15 protein-coding genes are annotated in these 17,802 nt (G+C 51.1%); 10 read left to right on the top strand and 5 right to left on the bottom strand.

What is annotated here, in order from left to right:
- Positions 1 to 289 precede the first annotated feature (289 nt).
- The 8 genes from M3650_RS25360 to M3650_RS25325 all read left to right on the top strand — a co-directional run bounded on the left by M3650_RS25360 (position 290) and on the right by M3650_RS25325 (position 10,215).
- Positions 290 to 2,848, top strand: a complete 2,559-nt coding sequence (locus M3650_RS25360; RefSeq protein WP_251578828.1) for a winged helix-turn-helix domain-containing protein — start codon at positions 290 to 292, stop codon at positions 2,846 to 2,848.
- 195 nt (positions 2,849 to 3,043) lie between these two features.
- On the top strand, positions 3,044 to 3,979 hold the full coding sequence (locus M3650_RS25355) for a DNA-binding transcriptional repressor DeoR (RefSeq protein ID WP_251578827.1): 936 nt from the start codon (positions 3,044 to 3,046) through the stop codon (positions 3,977 to 3,979).
- A gap of 455 nt (positions 3,980 to 4,434) precedes the next feature.
- Positions 4,435 to 5,100 (top strand): deoxyribose-phosphate aldolase, encoded by a 666-nt coding sequence (gene deoC, locus M3650_RS25350; RefSeq protein WP_251578826.1) that lies wholly within the window; start codon positions 4,435 to 4,437, stop codon positions 5,098 to 5,100.
- A gap of 72 nt (positions 5,101 to 5,172) precedes the next feature.
- Entirely contained in the window at positions 5,173 to 5,571 is a 399-nt protein-coding gene (locus M3650_RS25345; RefSeq protein WP_251578825.1) for a cytidine deaminase, read from the top strand.
- Between the two features lie 113 nt (positions 5,572 to 5,684).
- Positions 5,685 to 6,863, top strand: a complete 1,179-nt coding sequence (locus M3650_RS25340; RefSeq protein ID WP_019421314.1) for a NupC/NupG family nucleoside CNT transporter — start codon at positions 5,685 to 5,687, stop codon at positions 6,861 to 6,863.
- Between the two features lie 26 nt (positions 6,864 to 6,889).
- Positions 6,890 to 8,071 (top strand): phosphopentomutase, encoded by a 1,182-nt coding sequence (deoB, locus tag M3650_RS25335; protein WP_251578824.1) that lies wholly within the window; start codon positions 6,890 to 6,892, stop codon positions 8,069 to 8,071.
- A gap of 22 nt (positions 8,072 to 8,093) precedes the next feature.
- Complete coding sequence (gene deoD, locus M3650_RS25330; RefSeq protein WP_251578823.1) at positions 8,094 to 8,801, top strand: purine-nucleoside phosphorylase; 708 nt, start codon at positions 8,094 to 8,096, stop codon at positions 8,799 to 8,801.
- Between the two features lie 112 nt (positions 8,802 to 8,913).
- Positions 8,914 to 10,215: a pyrimidine-nucleoside phosphorylase gene (locus M3650_RS25325; RefSeq protein ID WP_251578821.1), complete on the top strand. Its 1,302-nt coding sequence runs from the start codon at positions 8,914 to 8,916 to the stop codon at positions 10,213 to 10,215.
- Positions 10,216 to 10,309: 94 nt separating this feature from the next.
- Here M3650_RS25325 and M3650_RS25320 read toward each other — a convergent pair whose 3' ends face one another.
- The 5 genes from M3650_RS25320 to modA form a co-directional block, all read right to left on the bottom strand.
- Entirely contained in the window at positions 10,310 to 11,278 is a 969-nt protein-coding gene (locus tag M3650_RS25320) for an ABC transporter ATP-binding protein (protein ID WP_251578820.1), read from the bottom strand.
- A gap of 82 nt (positions 11,279 to 11,360) precedes the next feature.
- Complete coding sequence (locus M3650_RS25315) at positions 11,361 to 12,152, bottom strand: ABC transporter permease (protein WP_251578819.1); 792 nt, start codon at positions 12,150 to 12,152, stop codon at positions 11,361 to 11,363.
- Positions 12,149 to 12,925 carry an ABC transporter permease gene (locus tag M3650_RS25310; protein ID WP_019421308.1) on the bottom strand — a complete coding sequence of 259 codons (777 nt, stop codon included), beginning with the start codon at positions 12,923 to 12,925 and terminating at the stop codon, positions 12,149 to 12,151. The genes M3650_RS25315 and M3650_RS25310 overlap by 4 nt, the downstream gene beginning before the upstream one ends.
- Before the next feature lie 190 nt (positions 12,926 to 13,115).
- Positions 13,116 to 13,790 carry a molybdate ABC transporter permease subunit gene (gene modB / locus M3650_RS25305; protein WP_251578818.1) on the bottom strand — a complete coding sequence of 225 codons (675 nt, stop codon included), beginning with the start codon at positions 13,788 to 13,790 and terminating at the stop codon, positions 13,116 to 13,118.
- Between the two features lie 26 nt (positions 13,791 to 13,816).
- Positions 13,817 to 14,665 (bottom strand): molybdate ABC transporter substrate-binding protein, encoded by an 849-nt coding sequence (modA, locus tag M3650_RS25300; protein ID WP_251578817.1) that lies wholly within the window; start codon positions 14,663 to 14,665, stop codon positions 13,817 to 13,819.
- 327 nt (positions 14,666 to 14,992) lie between these two features.
- Between modA and M3650_RS25295 the strand changes: the two genes are divergently transcribed.
- A complete protein-coding gene (locus M3650_RS25295) occupies positions 14,993 to 15,946 on the top strand; it encodes a helix-turn-helix transcriptional regulator (RefSeq protein WP_251578816.1) in 954 nt (317 codons plus the stop codon).
- Between the two features lie 242 nt (positions 15,947 to 16,188).
- The gene (locus M3650_RS25290) at positions 16,189 to 17,556 is read left to right on the top strand and encodes a polysaccharide deacetylase family protein (protein WP_251578815.1); all 1,368 of its coding nucleotides are present in this window, start codon (positions 16,189 to 16,191) and stop codon (positions 17,554 to 17,556) included.
- The last annotated feature ends 246 nt before the right edge of the window (positions 17,557 to 17,802 follow it).

The raw sequence follows: 17,802 nt of genomic DNA, 5'->3' as shown, positions 1-17,802 counted from the left end.
GGTTTGGCACTCTATCCGCATCTATGGCTGAGAAACAGCCCGATCCATTGGACAAATTACAGTCTACATGCCGTTTAGCCGCTGAGTCCGTACATTTGACTGTATATTTTCCAATGGAGCTTACACCGGCTTAACCAGGAACGTGGTTAGAAGCCCCGCAAATGCTTGCTTCGACTCAACCTCAGACTAACCAATAGGAGACATTGTCAGCATTCCCCCGCCAAATTTATTTAATTTTTTCCATTATTGCTCTACAATAATAATGGAAATGGGAAAGGGGATACCGACGATGATGATATCCACGAAAATACATCCACCGCGTTCAAGGCTGCCGCTGGTTGAGCGTGAGCGCTTGCTGCAGCTTCTCGATGAGGGCTTGAACTGTAAATTGACCGTAGTTACGGCTCCGGCCGGGTTCGGCAAATCGACGCTGCTTGGCGCTTGGGCAAGCCGTCATGAGCATGCGGCATGGGTGACGCTTGATCGGCAGGAGAACGATTGGGTAAGTTTTTGGTCATATATAATGGCCGCGGTCGGCGCTGCGCATCAAGAGTCCGGTATCCAAGCGGAAGCAATGACATCGCGGATCAATCCGCGCAATCCCCACATCTGGATGGGAGAAGTCATTCGCGTTTTGACTCAGCTGCCAGCCCCATTCGTTATTGTGCTTGATGATTACCATGTCATCGAAAATGAGCAGATCCACCGTTCGATGTCGTATCTATTGCGGCATTTACCAGAATATATTCATATTTACATCGGAAGCCGTAACGAACCGCCTTTACGACTGCCCCAGCTTCGATTGCGAGGAGAATTGCACAAGGTTGGCATGCAAGAGCTGCGCTTTACCGGTGATGAGGGAGCGGCTTTCTTTCAACATTGTTTAAGCTTGCCGCTGGCCCGACGCGAGGCGGACATGCTGGTCGCCCGGACGGAAGGATGGATCGGCTGCATGCAACTCGCTGCCCTTTCCTTGAGGGAGAAACGGGAATATAAGGAGTTTATTCGTCATTTTTCTGGACAACACCGCGATGTGGCTGAGTTTTTGCTCATGGAGGTGTTGGACAATCAGCCGGAGCGCACGAAAAAGTTTTTGCTGTATACATCGATATGCAGCCGGATGTCCGGGCCGCTATGCGAAGCGATTACCGGACAAGCAGGAGGACAGACGGAGCTGGAGGAACTGGAACGTTCTCACCTGTTTGTTATCCCGCTGGATGATGAACGGGGTTGGTATCGCTATCATTATTTGTTTCAAGACTTTTTGCAGGCGCAGCTGAAGAAGCGATTTCCCGGACAGGCAACGAGACTATATGCGCTAGCGGGGAAATGGCTGGAAGAGCACGGTCTGGCCGAGGAGGCAGTAGAACATTATTTGCTTGGCGAGCAGTATGAAGATGCTTTGCGGATGATCGAGGGGCTTCGGGATCGGATTGCGCAATCGAAGCTGGAGACGATGCTGCGGTGGCTTTCTGCCATACCGCCGCGAATTCTGAATCGGACGCCACAGCTCGATTTATTCTGCATATGCTTGCTGTTGTACAACGGCCGGTTATCAGAAGCGGAAGAGCGAATCGAGGTAATGGAGGCTTCTCTGCAGCAGGCCAGGAATGTGGAATCCGAAGCAGAGCATCGGCTTAGAAGCAGCGCTCTATCGTTAATTCGCATGATGCTGGCGCATCATCAAAGAGATTTTACAGCGGTGCTTCGCTATTTCGAGCAATGTGTCGACGAGGTTCCCGAGAGCAACAGCGGTATCCTGCATCTTATTACTCATCAATTGGACTTGGATTTAGTAGATAACAATTTGATTGCCCATATCGGAAGCTTGCGTGTGGCGGAACAAATCATATTGCGTTCTATTGAAGTATGGGAGAAGAAGCAACATAGCGCCTTTGCAGCCGTATCCTATGAAAATTACAGTCACCTGCTGTATGAATGGAACCGTCTGGACGAAGCAGAGCATTGGGCGGCGCTAGCGCTCAAGACAAAAGCGGAATCGGTGCCGATTGCTCTCTATGCCGCCTTTACGATGGCGCGGATTCTGCAGGTGAGAGAAGCTGCCCCGCAGGCGCTGGAAATTATGCTGCAGCTTAAGAACCGTTATACCGTCCAGGAGCATGGGCAGGCAGTTCAGCGAATATCGGTCGAATTGGCGCGGCTCGCCTTGGCGCAAGGAGATATCAAGCAGGCGGAAGCATGGATTCAAGAAAGCGGGATAGATCAATTAGAAGATGAATTTTCCCTTAACCAAATCTATGAATATTATGTATTGGCACAAACGCGGGTAGCGTCGGGGCGATATGAAGAGGCCATTCTCCTCTTGGAGAAGCTGAATCAGCTGGCAAGACAGCACAGCCGTCAAGGTGATGTAGTGCGGACGTTAGCGCTGCACAGTGTTGCATATTATTGTGCAGGCAATGTTCAGCCGGCGATGCATAAATTAGGGGAAGCGCTTGAAATTGCCGAAGAAGAAGGCTATATTCGCTCGTTCACGGATGAAGGGGCTCCGATGCTAGAGCTGCTGGCTGCGTACGTGCGGATGCGGCAAACAAGTTTTTTGCGCGGAGAGAAGTTCCGTGTCAGGTTGGAATATGTCAAAAAATTAATAGGGTGCCTCCGGCAAGAGCATGGAGATGACGAAACGCTGAAGAGCAGCCTGCTGACAGGTCAGGAATTGAAAGTGCTGCAGCTGATAGAGAGTGAACTGACGAACAAAGAGATTGCCGCCGAGCTAACCGTGAGTGTAGCTACGATTAAAACCCATATTAACAATATTTATCGCAAAATGAATGTGAAGAGCCGCTTCGAGGCGGTGCTTCGCGGAAAAGAATTGAACTTATTATGACAATGCACCCCTTAGAATTCATCGGATAAACCATGGAGAGAAAATTCCTCTGTTAAGTCGGCCTGTCGAACTTATTTGCAACGCCGTTATGTAAAAAGTCACCTATAGTGTATAATTAAACATGCATTTTTCATGCTTTTTTTTGAACATGAGCTTATGGAATGAATCATCTAATAAAAGTGGGTTGTAAATAACATGGATAACGAGAAGCAGCGGTTAAGCATAGAAGCGGCAAGACTTTATTACCTTTCTGATTATAGTCAATTAGAAATTGCGACAAGGCTCGGCGTCTCCCGTCCGACCGTGTCCCGATTATTGCAGCATGCCAAAGAACAGGGCTATGTGCGTATCAACATAGTCGATCCACTTGAAGATTTGGATGCTTTGGGTGAGCAGGTTAAGCAAAAATATAATTTGGATACGGTCCTTGTGTGCTATTCGCCTTTGAACGAGTATCAAGAAATTCAGAAGCATATCAGCAAGAAGGCGGCTGATTATTTGCATGAAACGGTTCAGGATGCGGATATTATCGGCGTAACCTGGGGGAGGACGATGCATGCAGTGGCGCTTCAGCTGCAGCAAAAGCAGGTGCGAGGCGTGGAGGTCGTTCAATTAAAGGGCGGCGTAAGTCACTCCCACGTCAATACGTATGCGGCTGAAATTGTGAATTTATTCGCCGCGGCGTTCCAAACCATTGCCCGTTATTTGCCGCTGCCCGTCATATTCGACAGCATCGCTCTCAAACAGATGGTGGAGCAAGACCGGCATATTCATCGTATTATTCAACTGGGTAAACAGGCGAATATTGCTGTCTTCACCGTAGGAACGGTTAAAGACGATGCCCTTCTGTTCCGGCTCGGCTACTTCAGCAAAGAAGAGCAAAAACTGCTCCAAAGCAGTGGTGCAGGCGATATATGCTCCCGTTTCTTTGACGAGAAAGGGAACATATGCAGTGAAGAAATCAATAATCGCACGGTAGGCATCGACCTTGCGGAGCTGCGCAATAAGGAAAAATCGATTCTTGTTGCCGGAGGGCAACGGAAAATCGAAGCGATCGGGGCCGCCCTGAACGGCAAATATGCCAATATATTAGTGACTGACCAATTCACCGCGCAAGCGTTGTTAAAATAATCATCCTGCCGCAGCAGGGAGTGGACCCCTTAGAATAGACATTGAGATCAGCCGCTTCTCAAAGCCGTCTATATCCAAGGGGTTTTTTGTTTCCAGAAATAACGATACGCTGCCATGTGCTTCTCTCCACTCTCCCTCTCATTCAGAAAGGCAACTCTCCGCAGGTGGGCTGTCGGTGATATGCATCCCATAACCGTAATTCTCAGAAAATACGGCAATATGTACCGATTCGATAAAATAGCCTAGCGCATGGAAATGCGGGAACCATTGTTACTGACCGAAGGGGAGAGTGATCGGAAGCGCCGAATGGAGTGAGTATCTCCTCTTTATTCGACCTTGAACAAAATTTCAACGTGAACTTTACATATGTTCAATACCTGTGTTATGATGTGCATGAAATCAATATAGTGCACCATAAACAGGTATGAAAATAGAGTAGGTAAGGAGTGTAGAGCATGAGCATAGCAGGAATTATTGATCATACGCTTCTGCGGGCGGACGCCACGAAAGAGGACATCGCCAAGCTGACGGAAGAAGCGAAGCAATATGAGTTCGCTTCGGTCTGTGTCAACCCGGCATGGGTGGCTTACTCGGCAGAGCAGCTTGCAGGCACGCAGGTCAACGTATGTACCGTTATCGGTTTTCCGCTGGGTGCCGCCACTTCTGCAGTCAAAGCTTATGAGACGAAAGATGCGATTGCCAATGGGGCAAACGAAGTGGACATGGTTATTAACATTGGCGCTTTGAAAGCACAGGATTACGAACTGGTTGAGAAGGACATTAGGGCAGTTGTGGAAGCGGCTTCAGGCAAAGCGCTCGTAAAAGTTATCATTGAAGCTTGCCTGCTCACCGATGAGGAGAAGGTGCGCGCTTGTGAATTGGCTGTAAAAGCGGGCGCTGACTTTGTCAAGACATCCACCGGCTTTTCTACAGGCGGAGCGACTCGCGAAGATGTTGCTTTGATGCGCAGCACCGTCGGACAACGTGCAGGTGTCAAAGCTTCTGGCGGAGTCCGGAGCTTGGAAGACATGAACGGCATGATTGAAGCGGGAGCAACGCGCATCGGTGCCAGTTCCGGCGTTCAAATCATGGAGGGCGATCAGTCGTCATCTTCTTATTAATCCATATAAGAGCGTGTTTCAAAAGTCCGTTAGGGACTTTTGAAACACACCTACAAGAGGAGGATATGTCGCATGAAAGAACAGTTGATTCAAGAAGCGATTGAAGCGCGCAAGCAGGCCTATTCCCCTTATTCCCGCTTTCAGGTCGGCGCCGCAGTGCTGGCGGGCGGGAAAGTGTACCGTGGCTGCAACGTGGAGAACGCGTCCTACGGCTTAACCAATTGTGCCGAACGAACCGCGATCTTCAAGGCCGTCTCCGAGGGAGAGAGCAAGATTGAAGCCATTGCCGTGGTGGCGGATACGGAAGGTCCGGTATCTCCATGCGGCGCTTGCCGACAGGTGCTGGCCGAATTCTGCGACAGTCAGACGAAAATATATGTAACCAATCTTCATGGCAACACCGAGGAATGGACGATGGAGCGCTTGCTGCCGGGAGCTTTTCAGGCGGGAGATATGGACAATAATGAATAGAATCAGCATGATTTCCTTTTTTTATTCAAATGTAAGCGGTTAATATGTTGCCTGCGCAAGTTTTTCGCAAGTCAATTTAATCTGCACATGCTCAAGCATGGGGGGAAGTACGAATGAAATATGTAATCGCTATTTTGGGCGTATTGATCGTTTTCGGACTCACATACGCTGCCAGCAACGATAAACGCAATATTCGCTATCGTCCGCTAGTGCAAATGGTTATTCTGCAAGTGATATTGGCATTCATTTTGTTGAATACGAGTGTGGGCGAGCTTCTAATCAAGGGGTTTTCTTCCGTATTTGAGTCGTTGCTCGCCTATGCGGCAGATGGAGTGAACTTTGTCTTCGGAGGTATCGCGAACGAAGGGCAGGCTCCGTTTTTCTTGATGGTGCTGCTGCCGATAATATTCATTTCCGCGCTGATAGGCATTTTGCAATACACGAAGATTTTGCCGTTTATCATTAAATATATTGGACTAGTGTTGAGCAAGGTGAACGGCATGGGCAAGCTGGAATCGTACAATGCGGTGGCGTCCGCGATCTTGGGGCAATCTGAAGTATTCATTTCCGTGAAGAAGCAAATTGGCTTGCTGCCGGAGCATCGTTTGTATACTTTGTGCGCTTCTGCGATGTCTACCGTATCGATGTCGATCGTCGGCGCGTACATGCTGATGATCAGTCCCAAATATGTCGTCACGGCGCTCGTGCTGAACCTGTTCGGCGGGTTCATCATTGCTTCCGTCCTTAACCCTTACAAAGTGTCGAAAGAAGAAGATATATTGGAGGTTCAGGAGGAACACAAGCAGTCCTTCTTCGAAATGCTTGGCGAATACATTATGGACGGCTTCAAGGTAGCCATTACGGTGGCTGCGATGCTGATTGGTTTTGTAGCGTTGATCGCGCTGGTCAACGGCCTGTTTGACGGATTGTTCGGCATTACATTCCAACAACTGCTGGGATATATTTTTGCGCCGTTTGCATTCTTGATGGGTGTGCCTTGGAAAGAAGCGGTAGATGCAGGCAGCATTATGGCGACGAAGATGGTAGCCAACGAATTCGTGGCGATGCTGGATCTGTCCAAGCAAGCCGTTCTGTCTGAGCGGGCGACGGGTATTGTATCCGTTTTCCTAGTCTCGTTTGCCAACTTCTCGTCCATTGGCATTATTTCCGGCGCCGTGAAAGGATTGCATGAGAAGCAAGGCAACGTGGTTGCCCGCTTCGGCCTCAGATTGCTGTATGGCGCCACGCTGGTCAGCGTATTGTCTGCAACGATTGCCGGTTTGTTCCTATAATAAAATGAGGAAGGAGAGGAGAAGACATGGATTCATTTAAACGCATTCACCTCATTGTGATGGACTCGGTAGGCATTGGAGAGGCCCCGGATGCCGCCCAATTCGATGATATCGGAGCTGACACGCTTGGCCATATCGCACGCGAACGCGGGGGGCTGAACATGCCGAATATGGCAAGACTGGGCTTGTCCAACATCCGCAACATCCAAGGCGTGCCTGAATCAGACCAACCGCTTGCTTACTATTGCAAAATGCAGGAAGCCTCCAGTGGAAAAGACACCATGACCGGGCATTGGGAAATGATGGGCTTGTATATCGATACTCCGTTTCGTGTATTTCAGGATGGATTCCCTGATGAGCTCATTCAACGGATTGAAGAGAAGACCGGCCGCAGAGTGATCGGCAACAAGGCAGCAAGCGGTACGGAAATCATCGAAGAGCTCGGGGAAGAGCATATGAGGACCGGTGCTCTTATCATCTACACTTCTGCCGATTCGGTGCTGCAAATCGCGGCTCACGAGCAGGTCGTATCCTTGAATGAGCTGTATGATATCTGTACATTCTGCCGGGAAATAACGCTGGATGATCCTTATATGCTCGGCCGGATTATTGCCCGTCCATTTGTAGGCGAACCCGGAAAGTTCACCCGGACGCCTAATCGCCATGATTATGCGCTTAAGCCGTTTGGACGCACGACAATGAATGAGCTGAAGGATAAAGGCTATGATGTCATCGCTTTGGGGAAAATCTCCGATATTTTTGATGGCGAAGGGATTACCAAAGCGATAAGAACCGTTTCCAATATGGACGGGATGGATAAGCTGATTGAAGCGCTTGATGAGCCGTTCACCGGTCTCAGCTTTTTGAATCTTGTCGACTTCGATGCGCTGTATGGCCATCGGCGAGATGCGCAAGGATATGGGCAAGCTCTGGAGGAATTCGATGCGCGCTTGCCGGAAGTATTCGCCAAAATGACGGAGCATGATCTCTTGATCATCACTGCCGATCACGGCAATGATCCGACATACAAGGGCACGGATCATACCCGGGAGTATGTACCGATGTTAGCGTATTCCCCGCGCTTTGCGGCGAAGGAGACGGAGCTGACGCTTCGTGGAACGTTCGCTGATATCGGCGCCACGATAGCCGATAATTTCAGGGTTGATATGCCAGGACATGGAATCAGTTTTTTGGCGGATTTGAAATAACACCTACTTGGAGGAAACGATCATGAGTGTGCACATTGGAGCGAAGCAAGGCGACATAGCCGACACGATTTTGCTGCCGGGAGATCCGCTGCGGGCAAAGTATATCGCTGAAACTTACTTGGAGAAGGTTGCCTGCTACAATGACGTTCGCGGTATGCTCGGTTTTACGGGAACATATCAAGGGAAGCGCGTATCGGTTCAAGGTACTGGAATGGGGATCCCCACGACAAGCATTTACGTGAATGAGCTGATTAACGAATATGGCGTCAAAAACTTGATTCGCGTAGGAACGTGCGGCGCCATGCAGAAGCATGTTCAGGTGCGTGATGTGATTCTCGCCCAGGCTTCCTGTACGGATTCCAGCATGAACCGCCATGTTTTCAATGGGTATGATTACTCGCCGATTGCTAGCTTTCCGCTGCTGCTAGCGGCATATGAACGCGGGATATCCAAAGGGTTGAAGCTTCATGTCGGCAACATTTTCAGCTCGGATATGTTCTACCGCGACGATAAGTCCGTCGTACAGAAGCTGATGGATTACGGCGTGCTTGGTGTAGAGATGGAAACGACTGCCTTGTATACACTTGCCGCCAAATACAGTGTAAACGCGTTGACCATTTTGACTGTGAGCGATCATTTGCTTACGGGGGAAGAAACGACGGCAGCGGAGCGGCAAACATCCTTTGGCGATATGATGGAAGTGGCTCTTGAGACCGCGATTTCCCTTTAAGAGGTTCCCCTTTTGATCACGAAGCATCCCAAGATAGGATTTGTCCAACCAGCATTTTGCAAAATATGCTTTTGTAAAATGACTTCAATGCATACAGTGAGGAGAAAAGACGATGAGAATGGTGGATTTGATTGCGAAGAAGCGGGACGGCAAGGAACTGACAACTGAAGAAATCAATTTCATTATTGATGGATATACAAAAGGCGACATTCCGGATTATCAAGTCAGCGCCTTGGCAATGGCCATCTATTTTCAGGATATGAACGAGCGTGAACGGGCCGATTTGACCATGGCCATGGTTCATTCCGGAGACACTATCGACCTGTCGGCGATACAAGGCATCAAGGTAGATAAGCACTCCACCGGAGGCGTAGGCGATACGACCACTCTGGTATTGGCTCCGCTTGTAGCTGCATTGGATATTCCGGTGGCGAAGATGTCCGGACGCGGGCTCGGCCATACCGGCGGGACGATTGATAAATTGGAAGCCATTGAAGGATTCCACGTGGAGATCAGCAAAGACGAATTCGTGAACTTGGTAAATGAGCATAAAATCGCTGTTATCGGACAAACTGGCAATCTCACGCCAGCCGACAAAAAGCTGTATGCATTGCGCGACGTTACGGCAACCGTAAATTCGATTACACTTATTGCGAGCTCGATCATGAGCAAAAAAATCGCGGCAGGATCCGATGCCATCGTGCTGGATGTGAAGACCGGCGCAGGCGCGTTCATGAAAACCGCTGAAGATGCCAAAGAGCTGGCCCATGCCATGGTCAGCATCGGCAACAAAGTCGGCCGCAAGACGATGGCAGTCATATCCGATATGAGTCAGCCGCTCGGCAGCGCGATCGGCAATTCCTTGGAAGTGAAAGAGGCCATTGATACGCTCCGAGGTCACGGGCCGAAGGATCTGGAGGAGCTGTGCTTCGCGCTCGGAAGACAGATGGTCTATCTCGCTGGCAAAGCAGATTCACTGGAAGAAGCCGAAGAGAAGCTGAAAGAAGTCATCCATAACGGTAAAGCGCTGGAGAAATTTAAGGAATTCATTGCCAATCAGGGCGGAGATTCTTCCGTAGTAGATGACCCGGACAAATTGCCAAAAGCAACCTATATCATAGAAGTGCCTGCGAAGGAAGACGGCATGGTCGCCGAAATAGTGGCAGATGAAATCGGAACCGCAGCCATGCTTCTCGGTGCGGGACGCGCTACCAAGGAATCCGAAATCGATCTGGCTGTAGGATTGATGCTGAACAAGAAAATCGGAGACAAGGTCAAAGCCGGAGAGTCACTGGTGACCATTTATGCGAATCGGGAAAACGTGGATGATGTTATCGAGAAGATTTACGCGAACATCCGTATTGGCAGCCATGCGGAGACGCCTGTACTGATACATGACATTGTGACGGAATAGACGGAACGGTTGTTGCTAAGGCCGAAGCTTTAATAAAGGAGCCGAGCGAGAGTCAGGACATGTTTTCCTGCTTCTCCCCGGCTCTTTTTCTATCTCAATACACCCGATGAATAATATCCTCGAAATTAGGCTCCTCCATATGAACGTCCTCCAGCTCTCCGAACTGCTCCAACAGCCGCAGCGCTTCCATGGCGCTTAACTGTTCGCGGTTGCATTCGACGGTCAGCGTGCGTCCGGCACGGCTGTGGCAACGAAGCGGAGCAGGAACCTCATGCTCCATGCCTTCCGCCTTGCTGTACGTGACGCGGATAATAGTAGGGAGCCCAATCCTCCGGCGGAGCTCGTCAATCGTGCCGTCGAAGCCAAGGCGGCCGTGGTTAATGACGATGACCCGGCTGCACAGCTGCTCGATATCGTCCATATCGTGTGTCGTCAGCATAATCGTTTTACCCAGATTGAGGTTGATATCTTTAAGAAACTGGCGAATGTTCCGCTTCGCAATGACGTCCAGCCCGATGGTCGGTTCATCCAGAAATAGAATGTCTGGATCGTGCAGAAGTGCTGCGGCGATGTCGGCCCGCATCCGTTGCCCGAGCGACAACTGCCGGACAGGGGTGTCGAGGAATTCGTCCAGAGCAAGCAGCTCCCGCAGCTGCCCGAGCCGTGTTCGCTTCTTCGCCGCGTCCATCCCGTACATGGCGGCAAGAATGTCGTAGGAATCGCGGGTCGGCAGATCCCACCAGAGCTGTGTCCGCTGTCCGAATAGGACGCCAAGCCGCTTCGTCACCAGCCGGCGCTCCTGGTGCGGACTGCGCTCGAAGATGCGCACTTCCCCCGAGGTTGGGTGGAGAATGCCGGACAGCATTTTGATCGTCGTCGATTTGCCGGCGCCGTTCGGGCCGATGTAGCCGACGAATTCGCCCGGTTCAATCTGGAAGCTGATGCCGCATACTGCTTCCTTCACCTGATAGTCTCGGGAGAACAGGGAACGCAGCCCTTTGAACGGCCCTTCCTTCGGCGCCGCTCGACGGAACTGTTTATGCAATTCAGTTACAGTAATCATGGAAGTATCTCCTCCTGCCGCATTGGCGGCCCTCATCGTCTTGGTTGTGCGTGTGTCATCTTGTTTCCATTGGCCGAACCACTCAACTGCCCGTGCTCTGGTATCGCGCGAGTCCAATCTTCCATGCCCGCAAGGCGATTGTGAACAACGCCAGCGCGACCAGAATGGATAAGCCGACCAGCCAGATCCCGGCTTCGTGCCGCAGAATGTACAACGAAGGCATATAATTGGCGAACCCGACCGGAATGACGCTAATAAGCAACCCTTGCAGCCATTTCGGATAAATACTCATCGGATACTGCGCCGCCGTCCGTGCCGCATCTTCGGTAATGTTCTGCAGCTCTTCAATCCGGGTAATCCAGAATCCAGCCGTTGCTGTAAGCAAGCCAATGGCGAACAGCAGCACCGATCCCGACAGGATGACGATGACGGTGAGGGGCAGTGCGGTCCAGGTGATCTGGCCGATCTGCATCATAGTTCCCATGCTAAAGGCAAGAATGGCGATGCCTTGAATGAGCTCGCCGAACTTGATCGAGAAATTTTGCGACATAAGCGCGAGCAGAACCGGGACGGGACGCAGCAGCAGGCTGTCCAGGCTGCCGGTGACCAGATACTTTTCCAAATGATGCACATCGGAGGCGAACATCCGGTACAGTGCCTTGGACAAAGACAGCACGGCATACAAATATCCGGCTTCGGCCAAGCTCCAGCCTTTGATATGGCCGAACTTAAGCAGTATGACCGCCAGCATGAGAAATTCGACGACATTAATAATCGCAGCCATGATGCTCGAGAACCAGAAGTTGAACTTATATTGCATCCGGCTGCGGATGCTTGCGCGTACGAGAAGAGCGTACATGTGAATCCATTTCATCCGCCCTGCACCTCCACTTTGCGCCGCATCATCCCGGTAACGGCGAGACACACGACAGTGAATAGAGCGCACCAAAAGAGCGACCCGGCGAGCGCAGACGGAGATTCCATCCCCAAGTAAATTCGAGTCGGCACATAATGCAGAAATGGATAGAACGACGCGCGGCTAATCGCGGCGAGCCACGGCGGGAGCCATTCAATCGGGATGAGAAAGCCGGACAACAGCATGCTGAACGCATAGTTGACCCAGTACAGCCAGCGGGATTCGGTCGTCCACAGCGCGGCGGCCCCGATGATATAGTTCAAGCAGATGGAAATGTACGCGGCAAGCGTCAAAGCTACAGCGGTCCACACGTAAGTGATAACGGATGAGGGGACGTGAAGCGGCAATACGAAGAAATAAAGCGCGTAAATCGGAAGAAACTTGTACACGAACTGGTAGGCTATCTGCCCCCATTCCTTGCTCATGAGCTGATAGAACAGATGAACGGGACGGACGAGATCGAGGGCAATCTGCCCGGTTCGCACGGACTGCTCCATGCCGAGTCCGTTGTTGAGAAAGGCGGCGATCCATAAGCTCGCCTGATTGAACGCGACATAGCTGATTATGCCATTCAATCCGTATTCGCCAAGCGAACGGCCTTCGCCGATGCCTGTCCAGACCGATACGTAAATGAGGCCGAACAGAGCGCTTGCGATGTTGTGCACGAGATGTGCACTGCGGTACTGCAAGTTGCTGAGATACATTTTGCGGGCCAACGTTAAAAAAAGCATTCAACACCTCCGTCATCATCATGAATTTCGGCAAGCCGACACTTCGATGCAGGGTGAAATGCGCGTAGAGAGAGCGAGGAATATAATACCAAACTTTGAGTAGGAAACGCAATAGTTATTTTTTGCGGGATAAGAAAAACACAATACTAAGTAATATGGAACTGTTATATACAGCAATGGCCGGCTGTCGTCACCGCGTACTGCGAGTGCCGGCGTCCCTCTGCCCTTGATTGGCGACAAAGAGGAGGAGGAAGGAGATGGTGATCATACAGCCGGACCATGCCCAAGCAAGCGTCGTATTGCCAGCGTCCACGGCAAAATAAATGGCGGTCGGCACGGTCTGCGTGACGCCCGGAATATTGCCGGCAACCATCAGCGTCGCGCCGAATTCACCGAGCCCGCGCGCAAAGCCGAGGATGTAGGCGGTCACGATGGAACGTGAGGCGAGTGGAAGCGTAATATGGCGGAATACTTGCCATTCGCCAGCGCCTTCTGCCCGTCCCGCCTGTTCTAGCTCGGTATCGACCGAGGCGAAGCCGACCTTGAGCGATTGATAGACGAGCGGGAAAGAGACGACGACGGCTGCGATGACACCGCCCGACCAGTGAAAGACGAGCGGGTGGCCGAGCCACGCCTCAGCCCATTCGCCTAAGCGGCTCCGTCTGCCGAGAAGAACGAGCAGGATGAAGCCCACCACGGTAGGAGGGAGGACGAGCGGAAGCATAAAGGCCGTTTCGAGCAGCGTCTTGCCGCGAAAGCTGCGGTTTTTCAGTAACCAAGCAACGGTGATGCCAAGCCCCATTACGATGAGGCTGGATACGATCGTAATTTGCAGAGAGAGTAGTACTGGACTCCAGAACGACACCTTTCCTCCTCCTTTCGTGTGGACAACTAATCGGCAAGATGGAAGCCATAGCGCTCAAAAATGTGACTGGCTTCCTCGCCAGACAAGTATTGATACCATTCCTGCGCTTCTGTCGGATGAGATGTAGCCTTTACGATACCCATCGGGTAGACGATCGGCTTATGCATAGAGGAGTCGACCGTATAGGCGATGAGCGCTTTATTGGCGGTAATCGCATCCGTACGATAGACGAACCCAGCATCGACATTCCCCGTTTCCACGTAGGAGAGCACTTGGCGCACATCCTTCGTTAAGACGAATTTGTCGGCCAACGGCTCCCATAGCTTCGCTTTCTCCAGCACTTCTTGCGCATAGCTTCCAGCGGGCACGCTCTCTGGCGCCCCAATGGCGATCCGCTTTACTTGCTCCGTGCCGAGCGGCTCCAATCCCGTCCACTCCGCTACTTGATTGTTCGGTACGATGACGACGAGATCGTTCTTCAGCAAGGGGCGCTGCCACTTGTCATCGATCAAGCCGTTTTGCAGCAGCTCGTCCATTTGCTTCTTGCCTGCGGAGATGAATAAATCTGTCGGTGCGCCCTGTTCAATCTGCTTCTGCAGTGTGCCAGAAGCACCGAAGTTAATTAGGACCTTTACATTCGGATGGCCTTTCTCATAGGATTGCTTCAGTTCTGCCAGCGCATCCTGCAGACTGGCGGCCGCGGAGACGGTCAATTGGACCTCGGGCGGTTGCGTGTCCGTGTTCCCATTGGCTCCAACTCCTGTGTTGGCGCTGCAGCCGCCCCCCAAGAGAGCGACGAGGGACAGCATGAGGATGAGCATCATTCCAAGGTGCATTTTCATTCGGTATGGTTGCAGGCGCTTCTTCTTCAACATCGTTAATTCCTCCCTGTATGTACCGTTCAGTTGGATGAATACACAATTCCCCTGTCTAAGGAATGGGATAAGCTCACCTTTATTTTGCCTAATTCAGCCTGCAAACATATTCGTTTATAATAGCAAAGTGCAAAATCGGTGAAACCAGTTTGTTGTGCAATCATTCATTTCCAAACGCAGCATAACTTTATGTTTCATTATAAATAGTTATAACAAGTTATAAGTGGTGATGTCTAACATTTTTGTGACAAGGCGATCACGGCCTGCCTTGTCAAGTGGCCGATCCGATCGTATGATCGAAGAAAGCGCATACCAAGGAGGTTCGCAATGCCCCATTCCATGTCCTACACGGTCCATGAGATCGCACAAATGCTCAAAGTATCCAAGTTGACCGTTTATGATTTGATCAAAAAAGGCGAACTTCGCGCATATCGCGTTGGCAAGCAAATGCGGGTTGAAGGCGTTGAGCTGGAAGCATACAAGCAGCGTGGGCAACGTTACGAAGCAACGGCTTATTACGGAGAAGCACTGTCAGAATCGCGGCTCATCAGCCATAGGGCGGCGGCTTCCTTGCCGTCATCTCAACTTGTCATTACCGGACATGATGCATGTCTTGAATTATTGTCCAAACATTTGGAGCGAGAGAATAAATCGATTCGCCCGCTGCGTTCGTTCGTCGGCAGCATGGAAGGCTTGATCGCGCTCTTTCACGGCGATGCTCATATCGTAAGTACGCATCTGTTCGACGGCGATACGGGGGAGTACAATCTTCCTTATATACGCAAATTATTAGTCGGTCTTCCCTATATGGTCATTCATGTGGCCGCACGTTCGGCGGGATTATATGTCCAACCTGGCAATCCGAAGGGGATTGCTTCATGGACCGATGTGGCCAAGCCAGGCATTATGCTGGTGAACCGGGAGCGGGGATCCGGCGCGCGCGTGCTGCTGGATGAGCAGCTGCGGATCAACGGCTTGAAGAGAGAAGTGCTGCACGGATATGGAAATGAGGAGACGACGCATTTAGCGGTCGCAGGACAGGTCGGGAGCGGACAAGCGGATGTCGGGGTTGGCATTGAGAAGGTTGCCTATGCGGTCGGTGTTGATTTTGTGCCACTCATGCAGGAACAGGTTGATCTCGTCGTTCTGAAGCAGCCCGAGCATATGCCGTGGATCGGCATTCTGCTGCAAGTGCTCCGTTCTGCTGCATACCGGGAAGAATTGATGGCGATCCGAGGCTATGATACAAGCCGGACCGGAGAGATCCGCATGGAAGCATAGAATAGGGATGGAGATGTTCTCTCCAAATACGATAGACCCGTCGGAATCCGATCGGGTCTTCTGCGTGTGAATGCGTTATCCGGCATAATCTATGAGTTGCCAGTCATTTTTTCGGGTACCGTTCATATAATCTAGCAATACGGCTTATGAAGTAAGCTCTGAAGTCTCTCATCATTGGATTGAATGAAGCAATTATCATACCATTATTATAGTGTGAATGGAAAAAGAGGAGGAGCAAGAACATGAACGAACGCAATCGTAAGATGGAGCTTCGCATTTTGGCGGCGCTATGTGCGCTGCTCGTCCTGGCAGGAACCTGGACAGCCTTTGGATGGAAATCCCAAATGGAACAAGTCGCTTACGCTTCCTCACAGCGAATGATGATGGAAGAACGCGCGGCATCGGATATAAAGCAAACCGCGGCACAGAGCGCCGGAACGGTGAACGTGGCATGGACGGCGAAGGCGGACAAGCCTTCTGGAGAAGCTGCAGTATTGCCGAGCGGCGGCAATACAGCGCCAGCGGCAGTGCCGGCCAAGAAACATGAAAAGGTAATCTATTTGACGTTTGATGACGGACCGAGCATACATACCTCAGATGTTCTCGATATATTGGACAAGGAAAACATAAAAGGCTCTTTCTTCGTGCTAGGACAGCAGGCGGAGCGCAATCCAAAGCTGGTGGAGCGTATCGTAAAGGAAGGACATGCGATTGGCAATCATAGCTATAATCATGAGTATAAGACGTTATACAGCGATTTCCGCAATTTCTGGAACCAAATCAAGCGTACAGGCCAAATCGTAGAGAAAATCATAGGCTACGAGCCGGTACTGGTGCGAGCGCCGGGCGGCACGATTATGAATTTCGACAAGCAGTACTTTGAGTTAATGGATAAAGCGGGGTACTTGGTCTACGATTGGCATGTAGACAGTGCGGATTCGAAGCGCCGCGGCGTACCAGCCCGAGAAATCGTGCAAGCGATCAAAAAGGGAGCGCTTCTGCCAGAGATGGTCGTGCTGATGCATGATGGGGTTGGGCATGACGAGACGGTCAAGGCGCTGCCGGACATCATTGCATTTTACAAATCAAAAGGCTACACCTTCGACGTGCTGTCGCCGGAAGTGAAGCCGGTTCAATTCCACGTTGGTTCCACGGCGCGGTGGGAGCGTACGCCGGTGAGCACTGCGTGGATTCAAGACAACGTTAAGCCTGTCAAGACTCCAGTGGCGGCAAAGGATCCGATGACGTTCACCGTGGAGACGGATCAAGGTCAAATCCGCTTGGAGCCAGATCAGTTCATGAGCTATGAAGATAAGACGTATGTGCCGCTGCGCATGCTCGTTGAGAAGCTGAACGGGACGGTCAATTGGAATGTGGAGTCGGACCGCGTGAACGTCGAATGGAATCAGACGGCCGTTGAGTTTGATTTGAAGCAGGGGCAGCTGTCGCAGACGATGCCAGACGGGACGATTCAAATACATGAGGCTGATCTTGTCTCGCAGAATAAAATGACGTGGGTGCCGCTGCGGGTGATGCTGGATGCATTCCAAGTCAAAATGTTTCATTATGAGCTGGAGCCGGTTCAACCCGAGAAGCCAGCCGCGGCTTAGGCATCTATTCAGAACCGAGAAAATGGGATGAAAGTGAGAAAGGAGGAACGGAGCGTAGGGGAAACCTACGTGAGTACCGGAGTTTCCACATGAGTCCGAGTTTCGAAGCCGAGATACTATCAGTGCAGCATCGTTATCAAAAGAGTCCATTTTAAACATCCTGCTCAATGAGAGTTTGAAAATGGTCGCATTTCAGAACCGAGAAAATGGGATGAAAGTGAGAAAGGAGGAACGGAGCGTAGGGGA

Origin of the sequence: Paenibacillus sp. MER TA 81-3, assembly GCF_023713585.1 — a bacterium.
Classification (GTDB): domain Bacteria; phylum Bacillota; class Bacilli; order Paenibacillales; family Paenibacillaceae; genus Paenibacillus_B; species Paenibacillus_B profundus.
Note: the sequence above shows the minus strand (reverse complement) of the source record. Positions and strands in the feature narration are given on the sequence as shown.

Bases quoted from the DNA above. Each gene is read 5' to 3' on its own strand.
- M3650_RS25360 (WP_251578828.1), top strand. From the start codon at position 290: ATGATGATATCCACGAAAATACATCCACCGCGTTCAAGGCTGCCGCTG.
- M3650_RS25355 (WP_251578827.1), top strand. From the start codon at position 3,044: ATGGATAACGAGAAGCAGCGGTTAAGCATAGAAGCGGCAAGACTTTAT.
- deoC (WP_251578826.1), top strand. From the start codon at position 4,435: ATGAGCATAGCAGGAATTATTGATCATACGCTTCTGCGGGCGGACGCC.
- M3650_RS25345 (WP_251578825.1), top strand. From the start codon at position 5,173: ATGAAAGAACAGTTGATTCAAGAAGCGATTGAAGCGCGCAAGCAGGCC.
- M3650_RS25340 (WP_019421314.1), top strand. From the start codon at position 5,685: ATGAAATATGTAATCGCTATTTTGGGCGTATTGATCGTTTTCGGACTC.
- deoB (WP_251578824.1), top strand. From the start codon at position 6,890: ATGGATTCATTTAAACGCATTCACCTCATTGTGATGGACTCGGTAGGC.
- deoD (WP_251578823.1), top strand. From the start codon at position 8,094: ATGAGTGTGCACATTGGAGCGAAGCAAGGCGACATAGCCGACACGATT.
- M3650_RS25325 (WP_251578821.1), top strand. From the start codon at position 8,914: ATGAGAATGGTGGATTTGATTGCGAAGAAGCGGGACGGCAAGGAACTG.
- M3650_RS25320 (WP_251578820.1), bottom strand. From the start codon at position 11,278: ATGATTACTGTAACTGAATTGCATAAACAGTTCCGTCGAGCGGCGCCG.
- M3650_RS25315 (WP_251578819.1), bottom strand. From the start codon at position 12,152: ATGAAATGGATTCACATGTACGCTCTTCTCGTACGCGCAAGCATCCGC.
- M3650_RS25310 (WP_019421308.1), bottom strand. From the start codon at position 12,925: ATGCTTTTTTTAACGTTGGCCCGCAAAATGTATCTCAGCAACTTGCAG.
- modA (WP_251578817.1), bottom strand. From the start codon at position 14,665: ATGTTGAAGAAGAAGCGCCTGCAACCATACCGAATGAAAATGCACCTT.
- M3650_RS25295 (WP_251578816.1), top strand. From the start codon at position 14,993: ATGCCCCATTCCATGTCCTACACGGTCCATGAGATCGCACAAATGCTC.
- M3650_RS25290 (WP_251578815.1), top strand. From the start codon at position 16,189: ATGAACGAACGCAATCGTAAGATGGAGCTTCGCATTTTGGCGGCGCTA.